This window comes from Xylophilus sp. ASV27, from assembly GCF_016428875.1.
GTDB lineage: Bacteria > Pseudomonadota > Gammaproteobacteria > Burkholderiales > Burkholderiaceae_C > Xylophilus.
Genome location: NZ_JAELTO010000016.1, coordinates 24003 through 44604, shown reverse-complemented (window position 1 = coordinate 44604; position 20602 = coordinate 24003). Strand labels below are relative to the sequence as shown.

The 20602-nt window shown below is 69.7% G+C and carries 21 protein-coding genes and 1 tRNA gene; 11 read left to right on the top strand and 11 right to left on the bottom strand.

Annotated features, from left to right (window positions below):
* The first annotated feature begins 5 nt into the window (after nucleotides 1-5).
* From JHD63_RS05660 to JHD63_RS05645, 4 genes are read left to right on the top strand one after another with little or no spacing between them, the layout of a single operon-like run.
* The gene (locus tag JHD63_RS05660; RefSeq protein ID WP_198969770.1) at nucleotides 6-1061 is read left to right on the top strand and encodes an acyl-CoA dehydrogenase family protein; all 1056 of its coding nucleotides are present in this window, start codon (nucleotides 6-8) and stop codon (nucleotides 1059-1061) included.
* Complete coding sequence (locus JHD63_RS05655; RefSeq protein ID WP_198969769.1) at nucleotides 1049-1744, top strand: PIG-L deacetylase family protein; 696 nt, start codon at nucleotides 1049-1051, stop codon at nucleotides 1742-1744. Before JHD63_RS05660 ends, JHD63_RS05655 begins: the two co-directional genes overlap by 13 nt.
* Nucleotides 1741-2382 (top strand): methyltransferase, encoded by a 642-nt coding sequence (locus tag JHD63_RS05650; protein WP_198969768.1) that lies wholly within the window; start codon nucleotides 1741-1743, stop codon nucleotides 2380-2382. Before JHD63_RS05655 ends, JHD63_RS05650 begins: the two co-directional genes overlap by 4 nt.
* Entirely contained in the window at nucleotides 2379-3032 is a 654-nt protein-coding gene (locus JHD63_RS05645) for a glycosyltransferase (protein WP_198969767.1), read from the top strand. The genes JHD63_RS05650 and JHD63_RS05645 overlap by 4 nt, the downstream gene beginning before the upstream one ends.
* Before the next feature lie 22 nt (nucleotides 3033-3054).
* On the opposite strand, the gene JHD63_RS05640 is transcribed toward JHD63_RS05645, so the two are convergent.
* Nucleotides 3055-4023 (bottom strand): Bug family tripartite tricarboxylate transporter substrate binding protein, encoded by a 969-nt coding sequence (locus tag JHD63_RS05640; RefSeq protein ID WP_198969766.1) that lies wholly within the window; start codon nucleotides 4021-4023, stop codon nucleotides 3055-3057.
* 143 nt (nucleotides 4024-4166) lie between these two features.
* On the opposite strand from JHD63_RS05640, the gene JHD63_RS05635 reads away from it, so the two are divergent.
* The gene (locus tag JHD63_RS05635; RefSeq protein WP_198969765.1) at nucleotides 4167-4379 is read left to right on the top strand and encodes a hypothetical protein; all 213 of its coding nucleotides are present in this window, start codon (nucleotides 4167-4169) and stop codon (nucleotides 4377-4379) included.
* A 94-nt stretch (nucleotides 4380-4473) separates the two neighbouring features.
* Here JHD63_RS05635 and JHD63_RS05630 read toward each other — a convergent pair whose 3' ends face one another.
* On the bottom strand, nucleotides 4474-5514 hold the full coding sequence (locus JHD63_RS05630) for a CDP-6-deoxy-delta-3,4-glucoseen reductase (RefSeq protein ID WP_198969764.1): 1041 nt from the start codon (nucleotides 5512-5514) through the stop codon (nucleotides 4474-4476).
* Nucleotides 5515-5560: 46 nt separating this feature from the next.
* On the opposite strand from JHD63_RS05630, the gene JHD63_RS05625 reads away from it, so the two are divergent.
* On the top strand, nucleotides 5561-6505 hold the full coding sequence (locus JHD63_RS05625; protein ID WP_198969763.1) for an NAD-dependent epimerase/dehydratase family protein: 945 nt from the start codon (nucleotides 5561-5563) through the stop codon (nucleotides 6503-6505).
* 56 nt (nucleotides 6506-6561) lie between these two features.
* Here JHD63_RS05625 and JHD63_RS05620 read toward each other — a convergent pair whose 3' ends face one another.
* Together JHD63_RS05620 and JHD63_RS05615 are read right to left on the bottom strand one after the other, a co-directional pair.
* The gene (locus JHD63_RS05620; RefSeq protein WP_198969762.1) at nucleotides 6562-7806 is read right to left on the bottom strand and encodes a CaiB/BaiF CoA transferase family protein; all 1245 of its coding nucleotides are present in this window, start codon (nucleotides 7804-7806) and stop codon (nucleotides 6562-6564) included.
* A gap of 111 nt (nucleotides 7807-7917) precedes the next feature.
* Nucleotides 7918-9123: an acyl-CoA dehydrogenase gene (locus JHD63_RS05615; protein ID WP_198969761.1), complete on the bottom strand. Its 1206-nt coding sequence runs from the start codon at nucleotides 9121-9123 to the stop codon at nucleotides 7918-7920.
* Nucleotides 9124-9290: 167 nt separating this feature from the next.
* On the opposite strand from JHD63_RS05615, the gene JHD63_RS05610 reads away from it, so the two are divergent.
* Nucleotides 9291-10196: a LysR substrate-binding domain-containing protein gene (locus JHD63_RS05610; protein WP_198969760.1), complete on the top strand. Its 906-nt coding sequence runs from the start codon at nucleotides 9291-9293 to the stop codon at nucleotides 10194-10196.
* Between the two features lie 46 nt (nucleotides 10197-10242).
* Nucleotides 10243-10659: a DUF2177 family protein gene (locus JHD63_RS05605; protein ID WP_198969759.1), complete on the top strand. Its 417-nt coding sequence runs from the start codon at nucleotides 10243-10245 to the stop codon at nucleotides 10657-10659.
* Here the strand turns inward: JHD63_RS05605 and JHD63_RS05600 are convergent.
* The 4 genes from JHD63_RS05600 to JHD63_RS05585 form a co-directional block, all read right to left on the bottom strand.
* Nucleotides 10656-11702 carry a YihY/virulence factor BrkB family protein gene (locus JHD63_RS05600; RefSeq protein WP_198969758.1) on the bottom strand — a complete coding sequence of 349 codons (1047 nt, stop codon included), beginning with the start codon at nucleotides 11700-11702 and terminating at the stop codon, nucleotides 10656-10658. The genes JHD63_RS05605 and JHD63_RS05600 overlap by 4 nt on opposite strands.
* Nucleotides 11703-11774: 72 nt before the next feature.
* Nucleotides 11775-12410 carry a hypothetical protein gene (locus tag JHD63_RS05595; RefSeq protein WP_198969757.1) on the bottom strand — a complete coding sequence of 212 codons (636 nt, stop codon included), beginning with the start codon at nucleotides 12408-12410 and terminating at the stop codon, nucleotides 11775-11777.
* Nucleotides 12411-12534: 124 nt separating this feature from the next.
* Nucleotides 12535-13293 (bottom strand): 3-hydroxyacyl-CoA dehydrogenase, encoded by a 759-nt coding sequence (locus JHD63_RS05590; RefSeq protein ID WP_198969756.1) that lies wholly within the window; start codon nucleotides 13291-13293, stop codon nucleotides 12535-12537.
* A gap of 281 nt (nucleotides 13294-13574) precedes the next feature.
* Nucleotides 13575-13659: transfer RNA gene (locus tag JHD63_RS05585), tRNA-Leu, on the bottom strand.
* Between the two features lie 38 nt (nucleotides 13660-13697).
* Here JHD63_RS05585 and cysM point away from each other — a divergent pair.
* From cysM to JHD63_RS05570, 3 genes are all read left to right on the top strand, one after another.
* Nucleotides 13698-14600, top strand: coding sequence for a cysteine synthase CysM (cysM, locus tag JHD63_RS05580; protein WP_198969755.1), 903 nt, complete (start codon nucleotides 13698-13700; stop codon nucleotides 14598-14600).
* A 64-nt stretch (nucleotides 14601-14664) separates the two neighbouring features.
* Nucleotides 14665-15213: an NUDIX hydrolase gene (locus JHD63_RS05575; RefSeq protein ID WP_198969754.1), complete on the top strand. Its 549-nt coding sequence runs from the start codon at nucleotides 14665-14667 to the stop codon at nucleotides 15211-15213.
* Nucleotides 15214-15226: 13 nt separating this feature from the next.
* Nucleotides 15227-15454 carry a sulfurtransferase TusA family protein gene (locus JHD63_RS05570; RefSeq protein ID WP_198969753.1) on the top strand — a complete coding sequence of 76 codons (228 nt, stop codon included), beginning with the start codon at nucleotides 15227-15229 and terminating at the stop codon, nucleotides 15452-15454.
* Nucleotides 15455-15487: 33 nt separating this feature from the next.
* Here the strand turns inward: JHD63_RS05570 and galU are convergent, their stop codons facing one another.
* The 3 genes from galU to JHD63_RS05555 form a co-directional block, all read right to left on the bottom strand.
* A complete protein-coding gene (galU, locus tag JHD63_RS05565) occupies nucleotides 15488-16369 on the bottom strand; it encodes a UTP--glucose-1-phosphate uridylyltransferase GalU (protein WP_198969752.1) in 882 nt (293 codons plus the stop codon).
* Nucleotides 16370-16857: 488 nt separating this feature from the next.
* The gene (locus tag JHD63_RS05560; RefSeq protein ID WP_198969751.1) at nucleotides 16858-19752 is read right to left on the bottom strand and encodes a valine--tRNA ligase; all 2895 of its coding nucleotides are present in this window, start codon (nucleotides 19750-19752) and stop codon (nucleotides 16858-16860) included.
* Between the two features lie 205 nt (nucleotides 19753-19957).
* Nucleotides 19958-20602, bottom strand: coding sequence for a VOC family protein (locus JHD63_RS05555; protein ID WP_198969750.1), 645 nt, complete (start codon nucleotides 20600-20602; stop codon nucleotides 19958-19960).

Sequence of the window (20602 nt, the reverse complement as noted above, 5' to 3'; positions counted from 1 at the left end):
ACGAGATGCCCCGCTCCGCTCCTTCATCCGCCCCTCTGCCGCCGCAGATCGCGGGCTTGCCGCTGGAATTCTCCAGCGCGGGCGATGATGCGCCGCTGCGCTCCCTGGTGTCTGCCTTCGAGGCTGATGGCGCGGCGAACGGCTCCACCCTGCGGCGCTTTCGCTGGCTGGCCGCCGTCACCGGTCACGACGTCGTGTTGGGCAAGCTGTTCGAGCCGCACCTCGATGCGGAGTCGATCCTGGAGGAATTGCTGGGCCCCTCGCCTGCCCTGGCGCTGCGCCGCGCGCTTGCGCCCGATGGCATATGGGCGGTATGGGCAGCCGAAGGCCCGGGGCGGCTCGACGCTTGGCCCGATGACGCCGGCCGCTGGCGCCTTGCCGGCCGCAAGAGCTGGTGCTCGGGTGCGCAACGCGTGCGCGCCGCGCTGGTGACCGCGCGCGACCCGCAGGGAGGGCCCAGGCTTTTCGCGGTGTCCCTGCGGCAGGCGGGCATCACCGTGACCGACGAGGGCTGGCACGCCGTGGGCATGGCCGCCACCGCCAGCGTGGACCTGCTGTTCGACGCCGTGCCGGCGCAGCCTGTCGGCGCGCCGGGCGCCTATGTCGCGCGCGCGGGCTTCTGGCATGGCGCCGCCGGCATCGCGGCCTGCTGGCATGGGGCGGCGGCCGCGATCGCCGAACCCTTGCGTGCGCGGGTGGCGCGTGCGGGCGCTTCGGCGGACGGCCTGCTGGCGGCCCACCTGGGCGCGGTCGACTGCGCCTTGTCCGCATCGGCCACGGCCCTGAGCGCGGCGGCCGTCGCCATCGATGCCCACCGCGCCGGTGGACCGGCTTTCGGCCAGCGCGGCGCGCTGCAACTGCGCGGCACGGTGGAGGCCGCGGCGCAGCGCGTGATCGACGCCTGCGGCCGCGCCCTGGGCGCCGCGCCGCTGTGCCGCGACACAGCGCACGCGCGGCGCGTGGCCGATCTCGGCGTCTTCCTGCGGCAAAGCCACGCGGACTGGGACCTCGCCGCGCTGGGACGGCTCGCCGCTCCGGAGGAGGGCGCATGGCGGCTCTAACGCTCCTCGATGAGCCGGTGCAGGACCTGCACCCCGAAGCCCTGGTCCCCGGGGGCGGGCGCGTCGTGCTCGTGGCGCCCCATCCCGATGACGAAGTGCTGGCCCTGGGCGGCACGCTGGCGCAGCTCTCCGCCGCGGGGCGGGAGGTGGTGCTGTATGCGGTTACCGACGGCGATGCGAGCCACCCCGGCTCCGCCACCTGGACACCGGCGCTATTGCGCGCCCTCAGGCCCGTGGAAACCGCCCAGGCGCTGCGGCGGCTGGGCGTGAGCGCCAGGGTCGAACGCCTGCGCTTTCCCGATGGCGCCATCGTGCGCCACGAGGAGGCGCTCGCGCGTGCGCTGGATCTGCACGACGCGGACACCGTCTTCGTCCCCTGGCGCCACGACGGACACGCCGACCACGAGGCCTGTGCGCGGGCCGCGCTGGCGGCGGCGCGGCGCCAGGGCGCGCGCTGCATCGAATTCCCGGTCTGGGCGCTGGTGCCCGGGCATCCGGCCCATGCGGGACTGCCGCGCTGCCGCATGCGCCGTATACGGGTGGGCCCGCGCTTCCTCCGCGCCAAGGCATGGGCGATCGAATCCTTCCGCAGCCAGCTCATGCCCGACGGTGACGCCGCGCCGGTCCTGACGCCGCAGGCCTTGGAGGTCTGGCGCGGCGCTGGCGAATGGGTGATGGCATGAGCCGCCTTGCGTCAGCGCCGGTCCAGGGCCAGCGCGCGGATCCGGTCCACTTCGAAGCACTGCACAGTGCCAGCGCGGACCCGTGGGGCGTACACCGGCGCTGGTATGAGCGGCGCAAGCGCAGCCTGCTGCTGGCGGCATTGCCGCGCGAGCACTACGGCCTGGCGTTCGAGCCGGGCTGCTCGGTCGGCGGCAATACCCTGGCGCTGGCCGCGCGCTGCAGCCAACTGGTCTCCGCCGATGCCAGCGCCGCCGCCACTGCGCGGGCGCGCGCGGCGGTGGCCGGGCTGCCGCAGGTGCGGGTGGAGCATTGGCGTTTCCCGGACCGTTGGCCTTCCCGCAACTGCGACCTGGTCGTGGTGTCGGAGCTGGCCTATTACCTGAGCGAGCGCGACTTCGCCCGCTTCCTGCTGCGGGCGCCCGCGCATCTGACGCATGGAGGCCACCTGCTGCTGTGCCACTGGCGCGCACCCATTGCCGATGCCTTCCGTTCCGGCGACAGCGTGCATCAGGCTGCGCTGGCCGGCCTGCCGCTGGCACATGTGGGCGCATGGCGGGATCAGGACATGCGGGTGGATGTCTGGCAGAACGGGGCTGCGCCGTCGGTCGCCGCAGCCTTGCAGGACGGGGCGCCATGATCGGCGTCTGCATTCCCGCGCACGACGAAGAGGAATGGATCGGCGCCTGCCTGGCGTCGGTTCGCCGCGCGGCCGCGCAGGTCCATGCGGAGCCGGTCTGCATCGTCGTGGTGGCCGATGACTGCAGCGATGCGACCGAGGCGGTGGCCCGCAGCCATCGCTGCGATCTGCTGAAAGTGCAGGCCCGCTGCGTCGGTGCCGCGCGGGCCGCCGGCGCGCAGCACCTGCTGGCGCGCGGCGCGCGTTGGCTGTGCTGCACCGACGCCGATTCCGTGGTGCCGTCCGACTGGATCACGCGCCAGCTCCTGTGCGGCGGCGACGTTTTCTGCGGCACGATCGGCGTGGCCGACTGGCGCGAGCAACCGGCCCACGTCGCCGCGGCTTTCGCGCGGCACTATCAGGACCGCGATGGCCACCGCCACATCCACGGGGCCAACCTTGGCGTCTGCGCGCACGCCTACCGCCGCAGCGGTGGCTTTCCATCGGTGCCGGCGCACGAGGACGTGCAACTGGTCCGCACGCTGGAAGCACGCGGCGCGCGCATTGCCTGGATGCGGGACCCGCGCGTGCTGACCAGTGCCCGCAGCGTGGCGCGCGCCCCCCATGGCTTTGCCCACTGGTTGCGTGAGCGCAGGATGCAGTTGGGGTAGCGCTGAACAGAGGTCCGTCGCGTCAGTCGACCTTGGCGCCGGTGGCCTTGACCACCTGCTGGTACTTGGCCAGTTCCTGTTGCATGAAGCGGTCGAACTCCTCGGGCGAGGTGGGCACCGGTTCGGCCATGAGGCCGGCGAAGCGGGTCTTGGTCTCGGGCGCGTTGAGCGCGGCGACGAAGGCCTGGTTGAGCTTCTGGATGACGTCGTGCGGCGTGCGTGCCGGGGCCACCAGTCCCCACCAGGTGTCGATGGCGAAGCCCTTGAGCGTGTCGGACACCGGCGGCACCTCGGGCAGGGCCGGGCTGCGCTGGGCGGTTGTCACGGCAATGGCCTTGAGCTTGCCCGCGCGGATGTTGGGCGCGGCCGTGGCCAGGTTGTCGAAGTTGAAATCGACCTGGCCCGACAGCAGCGCCAGCTGCGCCGGGTTGCCGCCGTTGAACGGGATGTGCACCGCGAAGATGCCGGCCTGCTGCTTGAACATTTCGCCCGCCAGGTGGCCGGCGCTGCCGTTTCCGCCGCTGCCGTAGTTGAGCTTGCCGGGGTTCTTCCTGCCGTAAGCGATCAGGTCGGCCACGCTGTCGATGCGCAGGCGTTGCGCGGTCTCGGCGTTCATCACCAGCACGTTGGGCACGCGCAGCATCTGCGTGATGCCGGCGAAGTCCCTGGCCGCGTCATAGGGCATGCGGCTGTAGAGCCAGGGGTTGACCGCGTGCGTGGCGGTGCTGGAGATGCCGATGGTCAGGCCATCGGGCGCGGCCTTGGCGATCATGTCCGCGCCGATGTTGCCGCCGGCGCCCGGCTTGTTGTCGATGATGACCGTGCCCAGGCTGTCGCGCACGCGCTCGGCCAGGACACGGGCGGTGACGTCGATCGGGCCGCCTGCGGCGAACGGGACGATCAGGCGGATCGGCCGGCCGGCGGATGGTTGGGCGAAGGCGGGCGCGGCGATGCCGGCGACGGCGCTGAGGAGGAGATGACGACGTTTCATGGGCACGGATTGTGCCCCTCGCGCCGAGGCCGCCGACACAATCGCTTACCCTATTTCGTCAGCCGGATGTGATGCGGCCCGCAGCCCTGGCGCGTTGTAGGCGCATGGAAGATGTTTTCCATGTACCACCCGGAGGTCACACCATGAAGATCCAAGCCCTCGTCGCCGCTCTTGCCCTTTCCATCGGCGGTGCCGCTTTTGCCCAGGCGCCCGCTCCCGCGACGGCTGCTCCGGCTGCGACCGCCGCGCCCGCCGCCAAGGAAGCCGCTCCGGCTGCCAAGGTCACCAAGAAGAAGAGCCATGCCAAGCACGCCAAGGCCAAGAAGGCTGCGGCAGCCGAAGCCAAGTCGAGCTGACCCTTGGCTGCCGGCCCTGGTGCCGGCTGCCCCATGCAAAAGGCCCGCAGGCATCGCGCTGCGGGCCTTTTTGCTGGGGCCGTGAAGGCGCGGCTCAGCCGCCGTGCTTGTCCGCCTCGCTGGTGAAGGCGTCGGCAAAGAACTCTTCCGCCGGCAGGCCGCGCTCGGCCACGTAGGCCTTCTGCGCGGACTCGACCACGATGGGCGCGCCGCAGGCGTAGACCTGGTGGCCCGACAGGTCGGCGAAGTCGTCTAGCACCGCCTGGTGGACGAAGCCGGCGCGGCCGGTCCAGTTGTCTTCGGGCAGGGCGTTGGACACCACCGGCACGTAGCGCAACTGCGGCATCTCGGCGAGCTTCTGCACGATCCAGTCGTTCAGGTACAGGTCGCCCGGCCGGCGTCCGCCCCAGTAGAGCGTGGCCGGGCGCGTGCTGCCCTTGAACTGCAACTGCTCGATCAGCGCCTTGATCGGCGCGAAGCCGGTGCCCGAGGCCAGCAGCACGATCGGCTTGTCGGAATCCTCGCGCAGGAAGAAGCTGCCGAAGGGCGCCTCGCAGCGCAGGATGTCGCGCTCCTTCAGCGCGGTGAACACGTGGTCGGTGAACTTGCCGCCGGGCATGTGGCGCAGGTGCAGTTCCACGCTCGGGCCGGTCTCGGCCTGGGCGTGCGGCGCGGTGGCCATGGAGTAGGCGCGGCGGCTGCCGTCGCGCAGGATGAATTCCAGGTACTGGCCGGCGTGGTAGCGCAACTGCTCGGTGGCCGGCAGTTGCAGGCGCAGCCGCATGACGTCGTGCGAGAGCCTCTCCAGCAACTGCACGCGTACCGGCATCTTGCGCACGGGGAAGGCGCTTTCGTCGGTGACCTGGCGCGACTCCAGCACCACGTCGCCCTGCGGCACCGCGCGGCAGGTGAGCACCAGGCCCTGGGCTTCTTCCTCGGCCGACAGCGCCTTGCTCTGGTGCTCGGCCATGGTGATGCTGCCTTCGAGCTTGCGGCACTTGCAGGAGCCGCAGGCGCCGTCCTTGCAGCCGTAGGGCAGTCCGATGCCCTGGCGGATCGCGGCCGCCAGAATGGTCTCGCCGGCCTCGGTGGTGAAGGTGCGGCCGCTCGGCTGCACGGAAATGGTGAAACTCATCGCGTGGTTATCCTTGGAAGAGGCCTTGCTTTCGATCGGATCGATTTTGCCCTCAAACCAGACCCCTCTCGGCGCGCTGCCTGCGCGCTTCAAGCGCCAGCGCGTGCTGATCGTCGGCTGCGGCGATGTCGGCCTGCGCGCCGCGGGCCTGTTGGCGGGGCGTGTGCGGCTGCTCGCGCTCACGTCTACACCCGAGCGCGCACCGGCGCTGCGTGCGCGCGGCATCGTGCCGCTGGCGGGCAATCTGGACGACCCGGCCTCGCTGCGGCGGCTGGCCGGGCTGGCGCAGCGCGTGCTGCACCTGGCGCCGCCGCCCGCGCCGCGCGAGGAGGCCGGCGCGCCCTGGTGGCGCGACCCCCGCACGCTGGCGCTGGTGCGCGTGCTGGCGCGGCGCACGCGGCCGGCGGCGCTGGTGTATGGCTCGACCAGCGGCGTCTACGGCGACTGCCATGGCGAGCGGGTGGCCGAGTGGCGGCCGGTGTCGCCGCACACCGCGCGCGCGCACCGCCGGGTCGATGCCGAAGCGGCGGTGCGCCACTTCGGCCGGGGCGGCAGCCGCGCCAGCATCCTGCGCATTCCCGGCATCTACGCGCCCGACCGGTCCGGCGGCACGCCGCGCGAGCGCCTGCTGCGCGGCACGCCGGTGCTGCGGCCGGAGGACGACGTCTACACCAACCACATCCATGCCGACGACCTGGCGCGGGCCTGCTGCGCGGCGCTGTGGCGCGGCGCGGCGCAGCGCGTCTACCACGCGAGCGACGACACCGAGCTGAAGATGGGCGACTACTTCGATCTGGCGGCCGACCTGTACCGCCTGCCGCGGCCGCCGCGCGTGGCGCGCAGCGCCGCGGGCGAGCAGTTGTCGCTGATGCTGCTGAGCTTCATGAGCGAGTCGCGCCGGCTGGACAACCGCCGCCTGCGCCGGGAACTGCGGCTGGCGCTGCGCTACCCGACGGTGCGCGAAGGGCTGGCGCAGATGGCCGCACATTAGCTATAAAAATAATAGCATAAAGCCCAGATATTACCTGGGCTTCAGGGCTTTTTCCCTCACAAAACGCCGGCGGCGCGCAGTTCCGCGATCTGCGCAGGCGCCAGGCCGATCTCCTGCAGCACTTCGTCGGTGTGTTCGCCCAGCGCGGGCGGGGCGCGGCGCAGCACGGGCGGGTGCTCGGCCAGGCGCAGCGGGCTGGCCACGCCGGCGATCTGCGCGATGCCGTCGCCGGCCGCGCGCGGCAGCGTCACCGCCAGGCCGCGCGCCTGCACCTGCGGGTCGGCAAAGGCCTGGCCGATGTCGTTGATCGGGCCGCAGGGCACGGCCTTGTCCTCCAGCAGCGCGATCCATTCGGCGGTGCTGCGGGTGCGGGTGATCTCCTCCATCGCCGGGATCAGCGTGCCGCGGTTGCGCACCCGCGCGGTGTTGCTGGCGTAGCGCGCGTCGGCGCTCCACTCGGGCCGGCCCACGGCGGCGCAGAAGCGCGCGAACTGGCCGTCGTTGCCGATGGCCAGCAGCATGGCGCCGTCGGCGGTCGGGAAGTCCTGGTAGGGCGCCAGGCTCGGGTGGGTGTTGCCCTGGCGTTGCGGCACGCTGCCGGTGTTGAGGTAGCCGGTGGTCTGGTTGGCCAGGATGGCCATGCCCACGTCCAGCAGCGCCATGTCGATGTGCTGGCCGCGGCCGGTGTGCTGCCGCGCGTGCAGCGCGGCCAGGATGGCGGTGGCGGCGTACATGCCGGTGAAGGTGTCGGTGAGCGCCACGCCCACGCGCTGCGGGCCGCCGCCGGGCGTGCCGTCGGCGCGGCCGGTGATGCTCATCATGCCGCTCATGGCCTGCACCATGAGGTCATAGCCGGCGCGCCTGGCATAGGGGCCGTCCTGGCCGAAGCCGGTGACCGAGCAGTAGATAAGCCGCGGGTTCAGCGCCTGCAGGCTGGCGTAGTCCAGGCCGTAGGCGCTGAGGCCGCCGACCTTGAAGTTCTCCACCAGCACGTCGGCCCCGGCGGCCATGCGCCGCAGCAACTGCTGGCCCTGGGGCGTGGCCATGTCGATGGTGACCGAGCGCTTGTTGCGGTTGCAGCAGGCGAAGTAGGCGGCCTGCTCGGTGTCGCGGCCCTCGGCGTCCCGCAGGAAGGGCGGGCCCCAGTGGCGCGTGTCGTCGCCGCTGCCGGGGCGCTCGATCTTCACCACGTCCGCGCCCAGGTCGGCCAGGGTCTGGGTGCACCAGGGGCCGGCCAGCACGCGCGAGAGGTCGAGAACCTTGAGGCCGGCGAGGGCGCCTTCGTGGGTGGTGAGGGTCATCCGATGTGTCCTATGAACGGAGAGCGTATTTCTTCTTCATGCGCAGGCGCGCCGCGCCGGGCCGCCCCCTGGAAGGGGGTTGGCGAAGACACGCAGTGCGAAGCCTGGGGGTTAGCTGAAGGCCGGGATGCCGGTTTGCGCACGGCCAAGGATCAGGGCGTGCACGTCGTGCGTGCCTTCATAGGTGTTGACCACTTCCAGGTTCACCAGGTGCCGCGCCACGCCGAACTCGTCGCTGATGCCGTTGCCGCCCATCATGTCGCGCGCCAGGCGGGCGATGTCGAGCGACTTGCCGCAGCTGTTGCGCTTGATCAGCGAGGTGATCTCGACCACGTTCTGGCCCTCGTCCTTCATGCGGCCCACGCGCAGGCAGCTCTGCAGGCCCAGCGTGATCTCGGTCTGCATGTCGGCCAGCTTCTTCTGGATCAACTGGTTGGCCGCGAGTGGGCGGCCGAACTGCTTGCGGTCCAGCGTGTACTGGCGCGCGGTGTGCCAGCAGAATTCGGCCGCGCCCAGCGCGCCCCAGGCGATGCCGAAGCGTGCGCTGTTGAGGCAGGTGAACGGTCCTTTGAGTCCCTGTACTTCGGGGAAGGCGTTTTCTTCCGGCACGAAGACGTTGTCCATGACGATTTCGCCGGTGACCGAGGCGCGCAGGCCGACCTTGCCGTGGATGGCCGGGGCGCTCAGGCCATTCATGCCTTTGTCGAGCACGAAGCCGCGGATCGGGCCCACGGCGCCGCCTTTGGAGACTTCCTTGGCCCAGACCACGAACACGTCGGCCACCGGGCTGTTGGTGATCCACATCTTGCTGCCCTTGAGCCGGTAGCCGCCGTCGACCTTGTGGGCGCGCGTGGCCATGCTGCCGGGGTCGGAGCCGTGATCGGGCTCGGTCAGGCCGAAGCAGCCGATCCACTCGCCGCTGGCCAGCCTGGGCAGGTACTTCTGCTTCTGCGCCTCGGTGCCGAATTCGTGGATGGGCACCATCACCAGCGAGGACTGCACGCTGGCCATGGAGCGGTAGCCCGAATCCACGCGCTCGATCTCGCGCGCGATCAGGCCGTAGGAGACATAGTTCAGCCCCGGGCCGCCGTACTGCTCGGGGATGGTCGGGCCGAGCAGGCCCAGTTCGCCCATCTCGCGGAAGATGCTGGTGTCCATCTTCTCGTGGCGGAAGGCCTCGAGCACGCGCGGCGCCAGCTTGTCCTGGCAGTAGGCATGGGCCGCGTCGCGCACCATGCGCTCTTCGTCGCTCAGTTGCTGTTCGAGCAGGAACGGGTCGGCCCATTGGAAGGCGGCGCGGTGCGGGGCGCTGGACATGGAAGGTCTCCTGGGGAAGGGGGAAGCTGAGGAAGGCTGCATCCTAGTGCGCCGCCGGTTTTGCGGCAAACGAGTTTTGCACATCAAGCTATGCGGTATGGGAATTTCTGGAAGAATGAAGCACAGGCACCGTGCTGGCCTGGTCCAAAAGAAGATTCCATTTCATCATGCGGCGGCGTATACCCTCCACCCAGGCGCTGGCCTGCTTCGAAGCCGCCGCGCGGCACGAGAGCTATACCCGCGCGGCCGAAGAGCTTTCGCTCACGCAAAGCGCCGTGTCGCGCCAGGTGCAGGCCTTGGAGGACTTCCTGGGCGTGACCCTGTTCCGGCGCACCCGGCATGGCGTGGCGCTGACGCCCGGCGGCAAGCAGTACTGGCGGCAGATCGCGCGCGGGCTGGAAGGCCTGGAGCGCGACACGCTGGACCTGATGGCCGGCCAGGGCCGCGGCGGCGCCGTCGCGCTGGCGGCGGTGCCGACCTTCGCCACGCGCTGGCTGGTGCCGCGCCTGCCCCGGCTGGCGGCGCTGCACCCGGACATCACGGTGCACATCGAAACCCGCACCCGGCCCTTCCTGTTCGCCGACACCGGTTTTGACGCGGCGCTGTACGCCGGCACGCCCGAGCAGGTCGCGCACTGGCCCGGCACCCGCGCCGAACCGCTGCTGCACGAGGACGTGATCCCGGTCTGCAGCCCGGCGCTGCGCGGCGACGCGGAACTCACGCCGGCCCGCATCGCCGCGCTGCCGCTGCTGCAGCAAAGCACCCGGCCCTACGGCTGGCGCCAGTGGTTCGACGCCATGGGCGTGGCCGCGCCGGCCGCCCTGGCCGGGCCGCGCTATGAGCTGTTCTCCATGGTGGCCGTCGCCGCCGCGCATGGCCTGGGCGTGGCGCTGATTCCGCCGCTGCTGATCGAGGCCGAGCTGGCGCGCAGCGAACTGGTGGTGGCCTGCAACCGGCCGCTGCGCGGCGAGCGCTCGTACTACCTGGTCATGCCGGCCGTGGACGCGCCGCCGCCGGCCCTGGTCCTCTTCGAAAGCTGGGTGCGCGCCATGGCGGAGGAGGGCGGGGCCTGAGCACTGCCGTACATTGCGGGGTCACCCCTCGATTGGAGTCGTCCGCATGTACGCTTCTTATTCCGCCCGTAGCTGGAGCCTGGCCTATCTGGCCGCCCTGCTGACCCTGCTGGTGCTGGACGGGCTCTGGCTCGGCCTGGTGGCCCGCGATCTGTACCAGCGCGAGATGGGCAGCCTGCTGCGCGAAAGCCCGGACATGGTGCCCGCGGCGGCCTTCTATCTGCTCTACCCGGCCGGCCTGACCTACCTGGTGCTCTCGGGCCGGCCCGCGGGCTGGGGCACGGCGGTACTGCGGGCGGCGGTGGTCGGCTTCGTGGCCTATGGCACCTATGACGCCACCAACCTGTCGGTGCTAGAAGGCTTCCCGGCCGGGCTGGCAGTGATCGACGTGCTGTGGGGCGTGTTCCTCACGGCGGTTGCCGGTGCCGCGCTTTACCGCGCCGCGCTCGCCACTTCCCGCTAGCGCCGCAGCGCCTGCTTGCGGGCGGCACGGCGCTTCATGGCGAACCGGATCGCGACCTGCAGGGCGGCCAGCCCGACGGCGACGAGGATGCGCTGCTGCAGGGTGGGGCCGGCCTCTTGCGTGGTCGGCGCGATTTCCAGGTGAGTGCTGTCGTCGTGCCGGATGGGCGCTGGCGCAGTGTCGCGCAGCGCGGCCGGCTTGCGCGAGCCGTATTCGTTGGCATAGACCCAGGTGAACTCCGCGCCCAGCAGAAAGATCTGCGCCGAGTAATAGACCCAGACCAGCAGCACCACGATGGAGCCCGCCGCGGCGAAGGAGGACGAGATGGCGCTGCGGCCCACGTAGAGCCCGATCAGCATCTTGCCGACCTCGAACAGCACGGCGGTCACCGCCGCGCCGACCCAGACGTCGCGCCAGGCGATGCTGGCCTTGGGCATGAGCTTGTAGATCATGGCGAACAGCAGCGTGGTGATGGACAGCGACACCAGCAGGTTCAGCGCCATCAGCGCGAAGGTCCAGCCCGGTACCATCTGGCCGGCCCACTTGCCCATGGCCGCCACCGCCGCGCTCACCGTGAGCGACACCATCAGCAGGAAGGCCAGTCCCAGGATCAGGCCGAAGGACAGCAGCCGGGCCTGCAGCGTGGCGAACACGCCGCTCTTGTCGTCTTTGGCGGGCACGCGCCAGATGCGGTCCAGCGCGCTCTGCAGCTCCGCGAACACGGTGGTGGCGCCGACCACCAGCACCACCACGCTGATGCTGCTGGCGATAATGCCCTCGGTAGGGTGGCTGGCCCCGCGGATCAGGCCCTGCACCGCCATGGCGCCCTCCTGCCCGAGCAGGCCGGAGAGCTGGCCCACGATCTCGCCCTGCACCGCCTCGCGGCCGAAGACGAAGCCGGCCACCGCGATCACGATCAGCAGCAGCGGCGCGAGCGAAAAGACGGTGTAGTAGGCAATGGCCGCGCCCATGCTGGGCGCGTAGTCATCCGACCACGAGGCGATCGACTTGCGCGCCAGGGCGATGAAGGGGCTTATGTTCATGCTGCTCTTCTCCTGCGGGCCATTGTCCGGGAGGCCCGCCCGGAAGAAGTGCAGGAATGTTTCCGGCCAGCCCTACTGGCTGGTGCAGCTCACGTAGTCGACGTTGTAGCGGTTGCAGGTGGTGAACAGCGCGCGCACCGCCGGGGATACCGGCATGGTCTGCGGCGGCGGCGAGGCGGCCAGCCGGCGCTGGGGCTCGATCTCCTGCAGCCAGGCGCTGTACTGCTGCTGGAATTCCAGCAGCCGCGCGCGGTAGGCGTCGCCCAGCTCCTGGCGGCGCATGTTGAACTGGCCGTAGTTGATGTCGCCCGCGTACAGCCTGGTGGTGAGGAACACCAGCTCGCGCTGGTTGAGCTCGAACGCCGACGCCAGGGCCGGCGGAAACTTGCTCGCGCGGTAGTTCTGCCCCAGCGGCAGGCAGCGTTGCCGCTCGCTGCCCCAGATGTCCAGCGCGGTCTTCTCCTGGGGGCTGGGCATCTGCTTGCTGCCGAGCATGGGCAGCGACGCCTGGCCCGCGCTGCGCAGGCTGCCCACCTTGGATTCGAGCACGGTCAGGCGCGGGTCGCGGTTGGCCGCCGCCAGGCACTCGGCAGTCGGGTCGGCGTTGAGCAGGTCCGCCACGGTCTGCGGCGCGGACGGGGGCGGAGTCGTGACGCAGCCGGAGAGGAGAGCGGCTGCGGCCAGGGCGGAGAGTGCGAGGTGTTTCATGGATGGCTTCTGGTGCTGCTGGATTGGCGGACGGCCCAAGAGGCAACGTCCCTTGCAGCGTACTGTATCCAATTCACCGGCCTTGCCCGCAACCGATCGCTACCGCAAGCCGCGAGCGGGAGCCTTACTTCGGCGCCAGCCGGATGGCGCCGTCCAGGCGGATGACCTCGCCATTGAGCATCTCGTTCTCGACGATGTGGGCCACCAGCTTGGCGTAGTCCTGCGGCGTGCCCAGTCGCGAGGGGAAGGGCACGCCCGCGGCCAGCGCGTCCTGCACCTCCTTCGGCATGCCGAACAGCATCGGTGTGCCGAAGATGCCCGGGGCGATGGTCATGTTGCGGATGCCGTTGCGCGCCAGGTCGCGCGCGATCGGCAGCGTCATGCCGACGATGCCGCCCTTAGAGGCGCTGTAGGCCGCCTGCCCGATCTGCCCGTCATAGGCCGCCACCGACGCGGTGGAGATCAGCACGCCGCGCTCGCCGGTCGGCTCGGGCTCGTTGCGGGCCATGGCCTCGGCCGCCAGGCGGATCATGTTGAAGCTGCCCACCAAGTTCACCGTCACGGTCTTGGCAAAGAGCGCCAGCGAATGCGCGCCGGCCTTGCCCACCGTCTTCTCGGCCGGCGCGATGCCGGCACAGTTGACCAGCCCCATCAGCCGGCCCAGCTCGAGCGCCTTGGCCACCGCGGCCTGGCCGTCGGCCTCCTGCGTGACGTCGCAGCGCACGAAGGCGCCGCCGATCTCCTGCGCCACGGCCTGGCCCTTGGCGTCCTGCATGTCGGCCACCACCACCTTTGCGCCCTTGCCGGCCAGCAGCCGTGCCGCTCCCTCGCCCAGCCCCGAGGCCGCGCCCGTGATGATGAAAACCTTGCCTGCGATGTCCATGTTTGCTCCTGTGGTTGACGTTGACGTAACGTCAATTATGAGCGCAGTGGCAGGCGGCGTTGGCTCGCCCAGTCTCGGGCCCGCAGTTGCTGGCGGCCAATTGCCGGGGCCTGGAGGTCGTCGTGTGCTTTCAGGATCCGTGGTGCTGGTGCCGCAGCGGTAGTCGCGCAAGGTAGGCCGTAGTGCCCCTCGGATGAGGGACAGAAGCGCACCGGATGTGCAATTTCGCCATGGCCGTCGCCGACTCCCTGGGGTCCGGCGAATCAACGGCTTCTTGTATCTGGTGCCCGGGGCCGGAATCGAACCGGCACACCTTTCGGTGGGGGATTTTGAGTCCCCTGCGTCTACCAATTTCACCACCCGGGCGCTGGGAGCGAAGTCCGAAATTATGGCACAGTGCATGCATGCAATATCCCACCATCGAGGACACCATCGGACGCACGCCGCTCGTGGCGCTGCAGCGCATCGGGGCGGCCGAGGGCGCGGTTTCGGGCAACGTGGTGCTCGGCAAGCTCGAGGGCAACAACCCGGCCGGGTCGGTGAAAGACCGGCCGGCGCTGTCGATGATCCAGCGCGCGCAGGAGCGCGGCGACATCCAACCCGGCGACGTGCTGATCGAGGCCACGTCGGGCAACACCGGCATCGCGCTGGCGATGGCCGCGGCCATCAAGGGCTACCGCATGCTGCTGATCATGCCGGAGGACCTGTCCATCGAGCGTGCGCAGACCATGAAGGCCTTTGGCGCGGAACTGATCCTCACGCCCAAGAGCGGCGGCATGGAGTACGCGCGCGATCTGGCCGAGCAGATGCAGAAGGACGGCAAGGGCCGGGTGCTGGACCAGTTCGCCAACACCGACAACCCGCGCATCCACTACGAGACCACCGGCCCCGAGATCTGGGATGCCACGCACGGCCGCATCACCCACTTCGTGAGCGCGATGGGCACCACCGGCACCATCACCGGCGTCGGCCGCTACCTCAAGGAAAAGAAGCCCTCGGTGCGCATCGTCGGCGCGCAGCCGGCGGAAGGCTCGCGCATTCCGGGCATCCGCAAGTGGCCCGAGGCGTACATGCCGCAGATCTACGACGCCAGCGTGGTCGACGAGACGGTGCTGGTCAGCCAGTCCGATGCCGAGGAAATGTGCCGCCGCCTGGCGCGCGAGGAGGGCATCTTCGGCGGCATCTCGGCGGCGGGCGCCTGCTGGGTGGCGCAGCAGATCTCGCAGCGCGAGCAGAACGCGACCATCGTCTTCGTCGTCTGCGATCGTGGTGACCGTTATCTGTCCACGGGCGTGTTTCCCGCCTGAATTTCAATGAAAATGCCTTGAAGCCCAGGTATTTACTGGGCTTGTAGCTATTAAAAACATAGCAATGCAGCAGAGCTACCGATTCTGTCCGATGTGCGCGGGGGCGCTCGCGCCGATGGCGCAGATGGAAGACGGCGGTGAGAAGCTGCGCCTGCGCTGCGCGGCCTGCGGCTGGACCCACTGGAACAACCCCACGCCGGTGCTGGGCGCCGTCGTCGAGGTGGACGGCAAGGTCCTGCTGGCGCGCAACGCGGCCTGGACGCACCGCATGTTCGCCCTGATCACCGGCTTCATGGAAGCCGGCGAGACGCCGGAGGAAGGCATTGCGCGCGAGGTCAAGGAGGAAACCCGGCTCGATGCCCTGGCGGTGAGGCTGATCGGCGTCTACGACTTCCAGCGCATGAACCAGGTGCTGATCGTCTACCACGTGCAGGCGCGGGGCGAGGTCCGGCTGTCGCCGGAACTGGCGGAGTACCGCCTGTTCGAGCTGCAGGACCTGCGCTGCTGGCCTTCCGGCACCGGCCAGGCGCTGGCCGACTGGCTGCGCTCGCGCGGCCACGAGCCGGTCTTCGTCGACGGGCCGGCACGGCCGGCCGTGGAAGTTGCAGCCTAGAATCCCGCCCACCATGGACGTCCACAAAGAACTCGATACCCGCGGCCTGAACTGCCCGCTGCCGATCCTCAAGGCCAAGAAGGCGCTGTCGGAGCTGCACAGCGGCCAGTTGCTGCGCGTGGTGTCCACCGATGCCGGCTCTATACGCGATTTCCAGGCCTTCGCCCGCCAGACCGGCAATGAGCTGGTGGAGCAGCAGACCGTGGCCGAGGAGCACATCCACATCCTGCGCCGCCGCTGAACCGGGGTGGCGCTGGCGGCGCGCCGGCCGGCCTCAGATGTCGAGCTGGCGCAGGTATTCGCGGAAATGCACGCCCACCTCGGGGTGCTGCAGCGCCAGTTCCACGGTGGCCTCCAGGAAGCCTTCCTTGCTGCCGCAGTCGTAGCGCTTGCCTTCGTACTGCCAGGCGTAGACCCACTCGCTTTGCATGAGGCCGGAGATGCCGTCGGTGAGCTGGATCTCGCCGCCCACGCCCTGCTTCTGCTGGCGGATCTGCTCGAACACGGCGGGCGTGAGGATGTAGCGGCCGGCCACGCCCATGCGCGAGGGCGCCACGGCCGGATCGGGCTTCTCCACCATGTGATTGACTTTGAGCAGGCGGTCTTCGACCATGTCGCCGACCACGATGCCATAGCGCTTGGTCTGGTCCTGCGGCACTTCCTGCACCGCCAGCACCGAGCCGCCGGTGCGCTCGAACACCTGGGCCATCTGCGCCAGCACCGGCGGCTTGCCCACCATCAGGTCGTCGGCCAGCAGCACGGCGAAGGCTTCGTTGCCCACCAGGTGCTCGGCGCAGAGCACGGCATGGCCCAGCCCGAGCATGCGCGGCTGGCGCACGTAGGAGAGCACCATGTCGTCCGGCTGGATCGACTTGACCAGGGCCAGCAGCGCGTGCTTGTTGGCGGCCTCGAGCTCGTTCTCCAGCTCGTAGGCGGTGTCGAAATGGTCCTCGATGGCGCGCTTGTTGCGGCCGGTGACGAAGATCATGTGGCGGATGCCCGCGGCGTAGGCTTCCTCCACCGCGTACTGGATCAGCGGCTTGTCCACCACGGGCAGCATTTCCTTGGGCTGGGCCTTGGTGGCCGGGAGGAAGCGGGTGCCGAGGCCGGCGACGGGAAACACGGCTTTGTTGATGCGACGCGACGAAGAGGTCATTTGCGGGTGTCTTGAGAATGTCGTGCGGCGGCTGTGCCGCCTGCGCGCGAGCGCAGAGAGCTCGCGCCGTTGGCGCCCGTAGGCATGCCGGCAAGTATAGGACAGGGGTAGCACCGGCCCGGCCGCCGGAGCGCTGCCGCTGCCCCCTGGCCATTCTGGTTGCGGCGATCTACAACCTGTTCAACAAGAACTTCCTGGACTTCCAGCCGTACGCGGTGCCGGGCCAGCGGCCGCCGGTGAGCTACGGCAACCTGTATGCCAACAGCCAGGAAGGGCGGCGGCTCTGGGTGTCGGCCAACTACGAGTTCTGAAGCACCGCCGCCATGCCGAGGCTGCGCGCTTCACTCCTGCGAGGGCAGATCCTGCGGCCCGGCGGTGCCGGTTCCGCGGATGTCTGCGCATGGCCTGCTCCGCGGCCTTCGGCGTCGGCGGGGCTCATGTGCCGCGGGTGGCGCGCGGCGCCATGGACCACCGGGATGGCCGGGTGCCTATGCCAGCCGCGACAGCTGCGCGCGCAGGCGCTCCAGCGCGGCGCCGAAGTCGGCCAGGCGCTTGTGCTCCTGCTCGATCACGGCCGGCGGGGCCTTGGCGACGAAGGCCTGGTTGGCGAGCTTGCCGTGGGCCTTGGCGATCTCGCCCTCCAGGCGCGCCACTTCCTTGCCCAGGCGCTGCTTTTCCGCGGCGACGTCGATCTCCATGTGCAGGCAGATGCGCGCATCGCCCACCACGGCCACCGGTGCTGCCTGGGCCGCCTGCTGCCAGGCGGCCTCGTCGTCGAACACCTTGACCTCGCTGAGCTTGGCCAGCGCCTGCAGCGCGGGCATGGCCGCGCGCAGGAAGTCCGCGTCACCCACCGCGTACAGCGGCATCCGGGTGGCGGGCGAGACGTTCATTTCGCCGCGCAGCGTGCGGCAGGCGTCAACCACGGCCTTGAGCCGGGCGACCCAAGCTTCGGCCGCGGGGTCAATGCGCTCGGGCTGGCTTTCCGGGTAGGCGGCGATGCTGACCGAGGCCCCGGCACGGCCGGCCACGGGCGCCACCTTCTGCCACAGTGCCTCGGTGATGAAGGGGATCAGCGGGTGCGCCAGGCGCAGCAGGGTCTCCAGCGTGCGGATCAGGGTGCGGCGCGTGGCGCGCTGCTGCGCCTCGTCGCCGGTCTGGATCTGCACCTTGGCGATCTCCAGGTACCAGTCGCAGAACTCGTTCCAGACGAACTCGTAGACGGCGCTGGCGACGTTGTCCAGGCGGTAGTCGGCAAAGCCCCTGGCGACCTCGGCCTCCACGCGCTGCAGGGTCGAGGTGATCCAGCGGTCGGCCTGGCTGAAGCGCAGGTAGCCGTGGGCGCTGCCGCCGGGGGCGCAGTCGGCCTTGGTGTGCTCCTGCAGGCCGCAGTCCTGGCCTTCGCAGTTCATCAGCACGAAGCGGGTGGCGTTCCAGAGCTTGTTGCAGAAGTTGCGGTAGCCCTCGCAGCGCTTGGGGTCGAAGTTGACGCTGCGCCCGAGCGAGGCCATGGCGGCGAAGGTGAAGCGCAGCGCATCGGCGCCGTAGGCGGGAATGCCTTCGGGGAATTCCTTCTCGGTCTGCTTGCGCACCTTGGGCGCGGTTTCGGGCTTGCGCAGGCCCTGGGTTCGCTTTTCGAGCAGGGGTTGGAGCGCGATGCCGTCGATCAGGTCCACCGGGTCGAGCACGTTGCCCTCGGACTTGCTCATCTTCTTGCCCTGGGCATCGCGCACCACGCCATGCATGTAGACGTCCCTGAAGGGCACGCGGCCGGTGAAGTGGGTGGTCATCATGATCATCCGGGCGACCCAGAAGAAGATGATGTCGTAGCCGGTCACCAGCACCGAGGAGGGCAGGTAGAGGTTGTAGTCGCCGGTCGGGCCGTCGGTCTGCGCCGGCCAGCCCATGGTGCTGAAGGGCACCAGCGCCGAGGAGTACCAGGTGTCGAGCACGTCCTCGTCGCGGGTCAGGGTCTTGCCGGGGGCCTGGGCCTGCGCCTCGGCCTCGCTGCGGGCGACGTAGACCTGGCCGTCCTCGTCGTACCAGGCCGGGATCTGGTGGCCCCACCAGAGCTGGCGGCTGATGCACCAGTCCTGGATGTTGCGCATCCACTGGTGGTAGGTGGTGACCCAGTTCTCCGGCACGAATCGCACCGCGCCGCTGTCCACCGCGTCGATGGCTTTCTGCGCGATCGACTTGCCGGTGGCGTCGCCTGCGGCGACCTTGTTCATGGCCATGAACCACTGGTCGGTCAGCATCGGCTCGACCACCTGGCCGGTGCGCACGCAGCGCGGCACCATGAGCTTATGCTTCTTCACCTCGACCAGCAGGCCCAGGGCTTCGAGGTCGGCGACCACCTGCTTGCGCGCAACGAAGCGGTCCAGGCCGCGGTACTTCCCGGGCGCGTTGTCGTTGACGGCGGCGTCGAGCGTGAGGATGCCGATCAGCGGCAGGCCGTGGCGCTGGCCGACCGCGTAGTCGTTCACGTCATGCGCGGGCGTGACCTTGACCACGCCGGTGCCGAAGGCCTTGTCCACGTAGTCGTCGGCGATCACGGGAATGGTGCGGTCGCACAGCGGCAGAGTGACCTGCCTGCCGATGAGGTGGGTGTAGCGCTCGTCTTGCGGATGCACCATCACGGCCACGTCGCCCAGCATGGTCTCGGGGCGGGTGGTGGCGACCACCAGCGACTCGCCGCTGCCGTCGGCCAGCGGGTAGCGGATGTGCCAGAGCGAGCCGTCTTCCTCCTCGCTTTCCACCTCCAGGTCGGAGACGGCGGTCTTCAGCATCGGATCCCAGTTGACCAGGCGCTTGCCGCGGTAGATCAGGCCCTGCTGGTACAGGCGCACGAAGGTCTCGGTCACCACGGCCGAGAGCTTGTCGTCCATGGTGAAGTATTCGTGGTTCCAGTCCACGCTGTCGCCCATGCGGCGCATCTGCGTGGTGATGGTGTTGCCGGACTTTTCCTTCCACTCCCAGACGCGGGCGACGAAGTTCTTGCGGCCCAGGTCGTGGCGGCTGAGTTTGTGCTCCTGCAACTGGCGCTCGACCACGATCTGCGTGGCGATGCCCGCATGGTCGGTGCCCGGCACCCACAGCGTGTTGGCGCCCTTCATGCGGTGGTAGCGCGTGAGGCTGTCCATCACCGTGTGGTTGAAGGCATGGCCCATGTGCAGCGTACCGGTCACGTTGGGCGGCGGCAACTGGATGCAGAAGGACTCTGCGCCCGCCCGGGGCGCGCCGGTGCCGCGGTAGCCGGCGGCGGCGTAGCCGCGCTTCTCCCACTCGGGCCCCCAGTGCGCCTCGAGGGCGGCGGGCTCGAAGGACTTGGACAGGCTGTCGAGCCCGGGTTGGGCGGGCGTGGAGGCGGGGGTGTCGCTCATGGCGTAGGCGGTGCTCGGAAAAAGGCAACGGCACCCTGGGGTGCCGTTTGCGTGACGGGGGGAGCGGGGATTTTACCGGTGCCGCCTGGGCCGCTGCCCGCCAGACGCCTGAAGTGCCTGCCGTGCCCTGGCTGGGCGTCTTTTATGGTCCTTCATGGCTGTAGCCCAGGTGTTTCCTGGGCTTGTTGCTACAAAAAAAGAAGCGTCAGGCGCGGGCGCCGACTTCGGGGCGGTCGTTCTGCTGCGGCTTGAGCTGATCGACCGGTTTGCCGGCCGCGCGGTCGCGGCGCCACTGCTCCTTGCGCGCCGTCCACTCGGCCAGGCGGGCGTGGGCGGTGGTGCTTTCGCGCTCCATCTGCACCTCGTCGGCGAGCTGGGCGCTGAGTTCGAGCCGGATGCCGTTCGGGTCGAAGAAGTAGATGCTCTTGAAGATGTGGTGGTCGGTCACGCCCAGCACTTCGACGCCATGCGCCTGCAGCCGGGCCTTGGTGTTCTCCAGTTCCTCCACCGTGTCCACGCGGAAGGCGACATGGTTGATCCACAGCGGCGTGTTGGGCGAGGGCTCTGCCTTCACGTCGTCGCCGATGTCGAAGAAGGCGATGAAGGAGCCATCCTTCAGCCGGAAGAAGAAATGCGTATAGGGGCAGTATTCGCCCGTGCTGGGCACGTGGTCGCTCTGGATGATGTGGTAGAGCGGCAGGCCCAGGATGTCCTCATAGAAATGCCGGGTCTCCTCGGCATCCCGGGCCTTGTAGGCGAAGTGGTGCAACTGCTGGATGGCCGCCGGGGGCGGCAATGCGGCCAGGCTTTGCGGCGACAGGCGGGGAGGGGTGTTGAGTACGGCGGACAT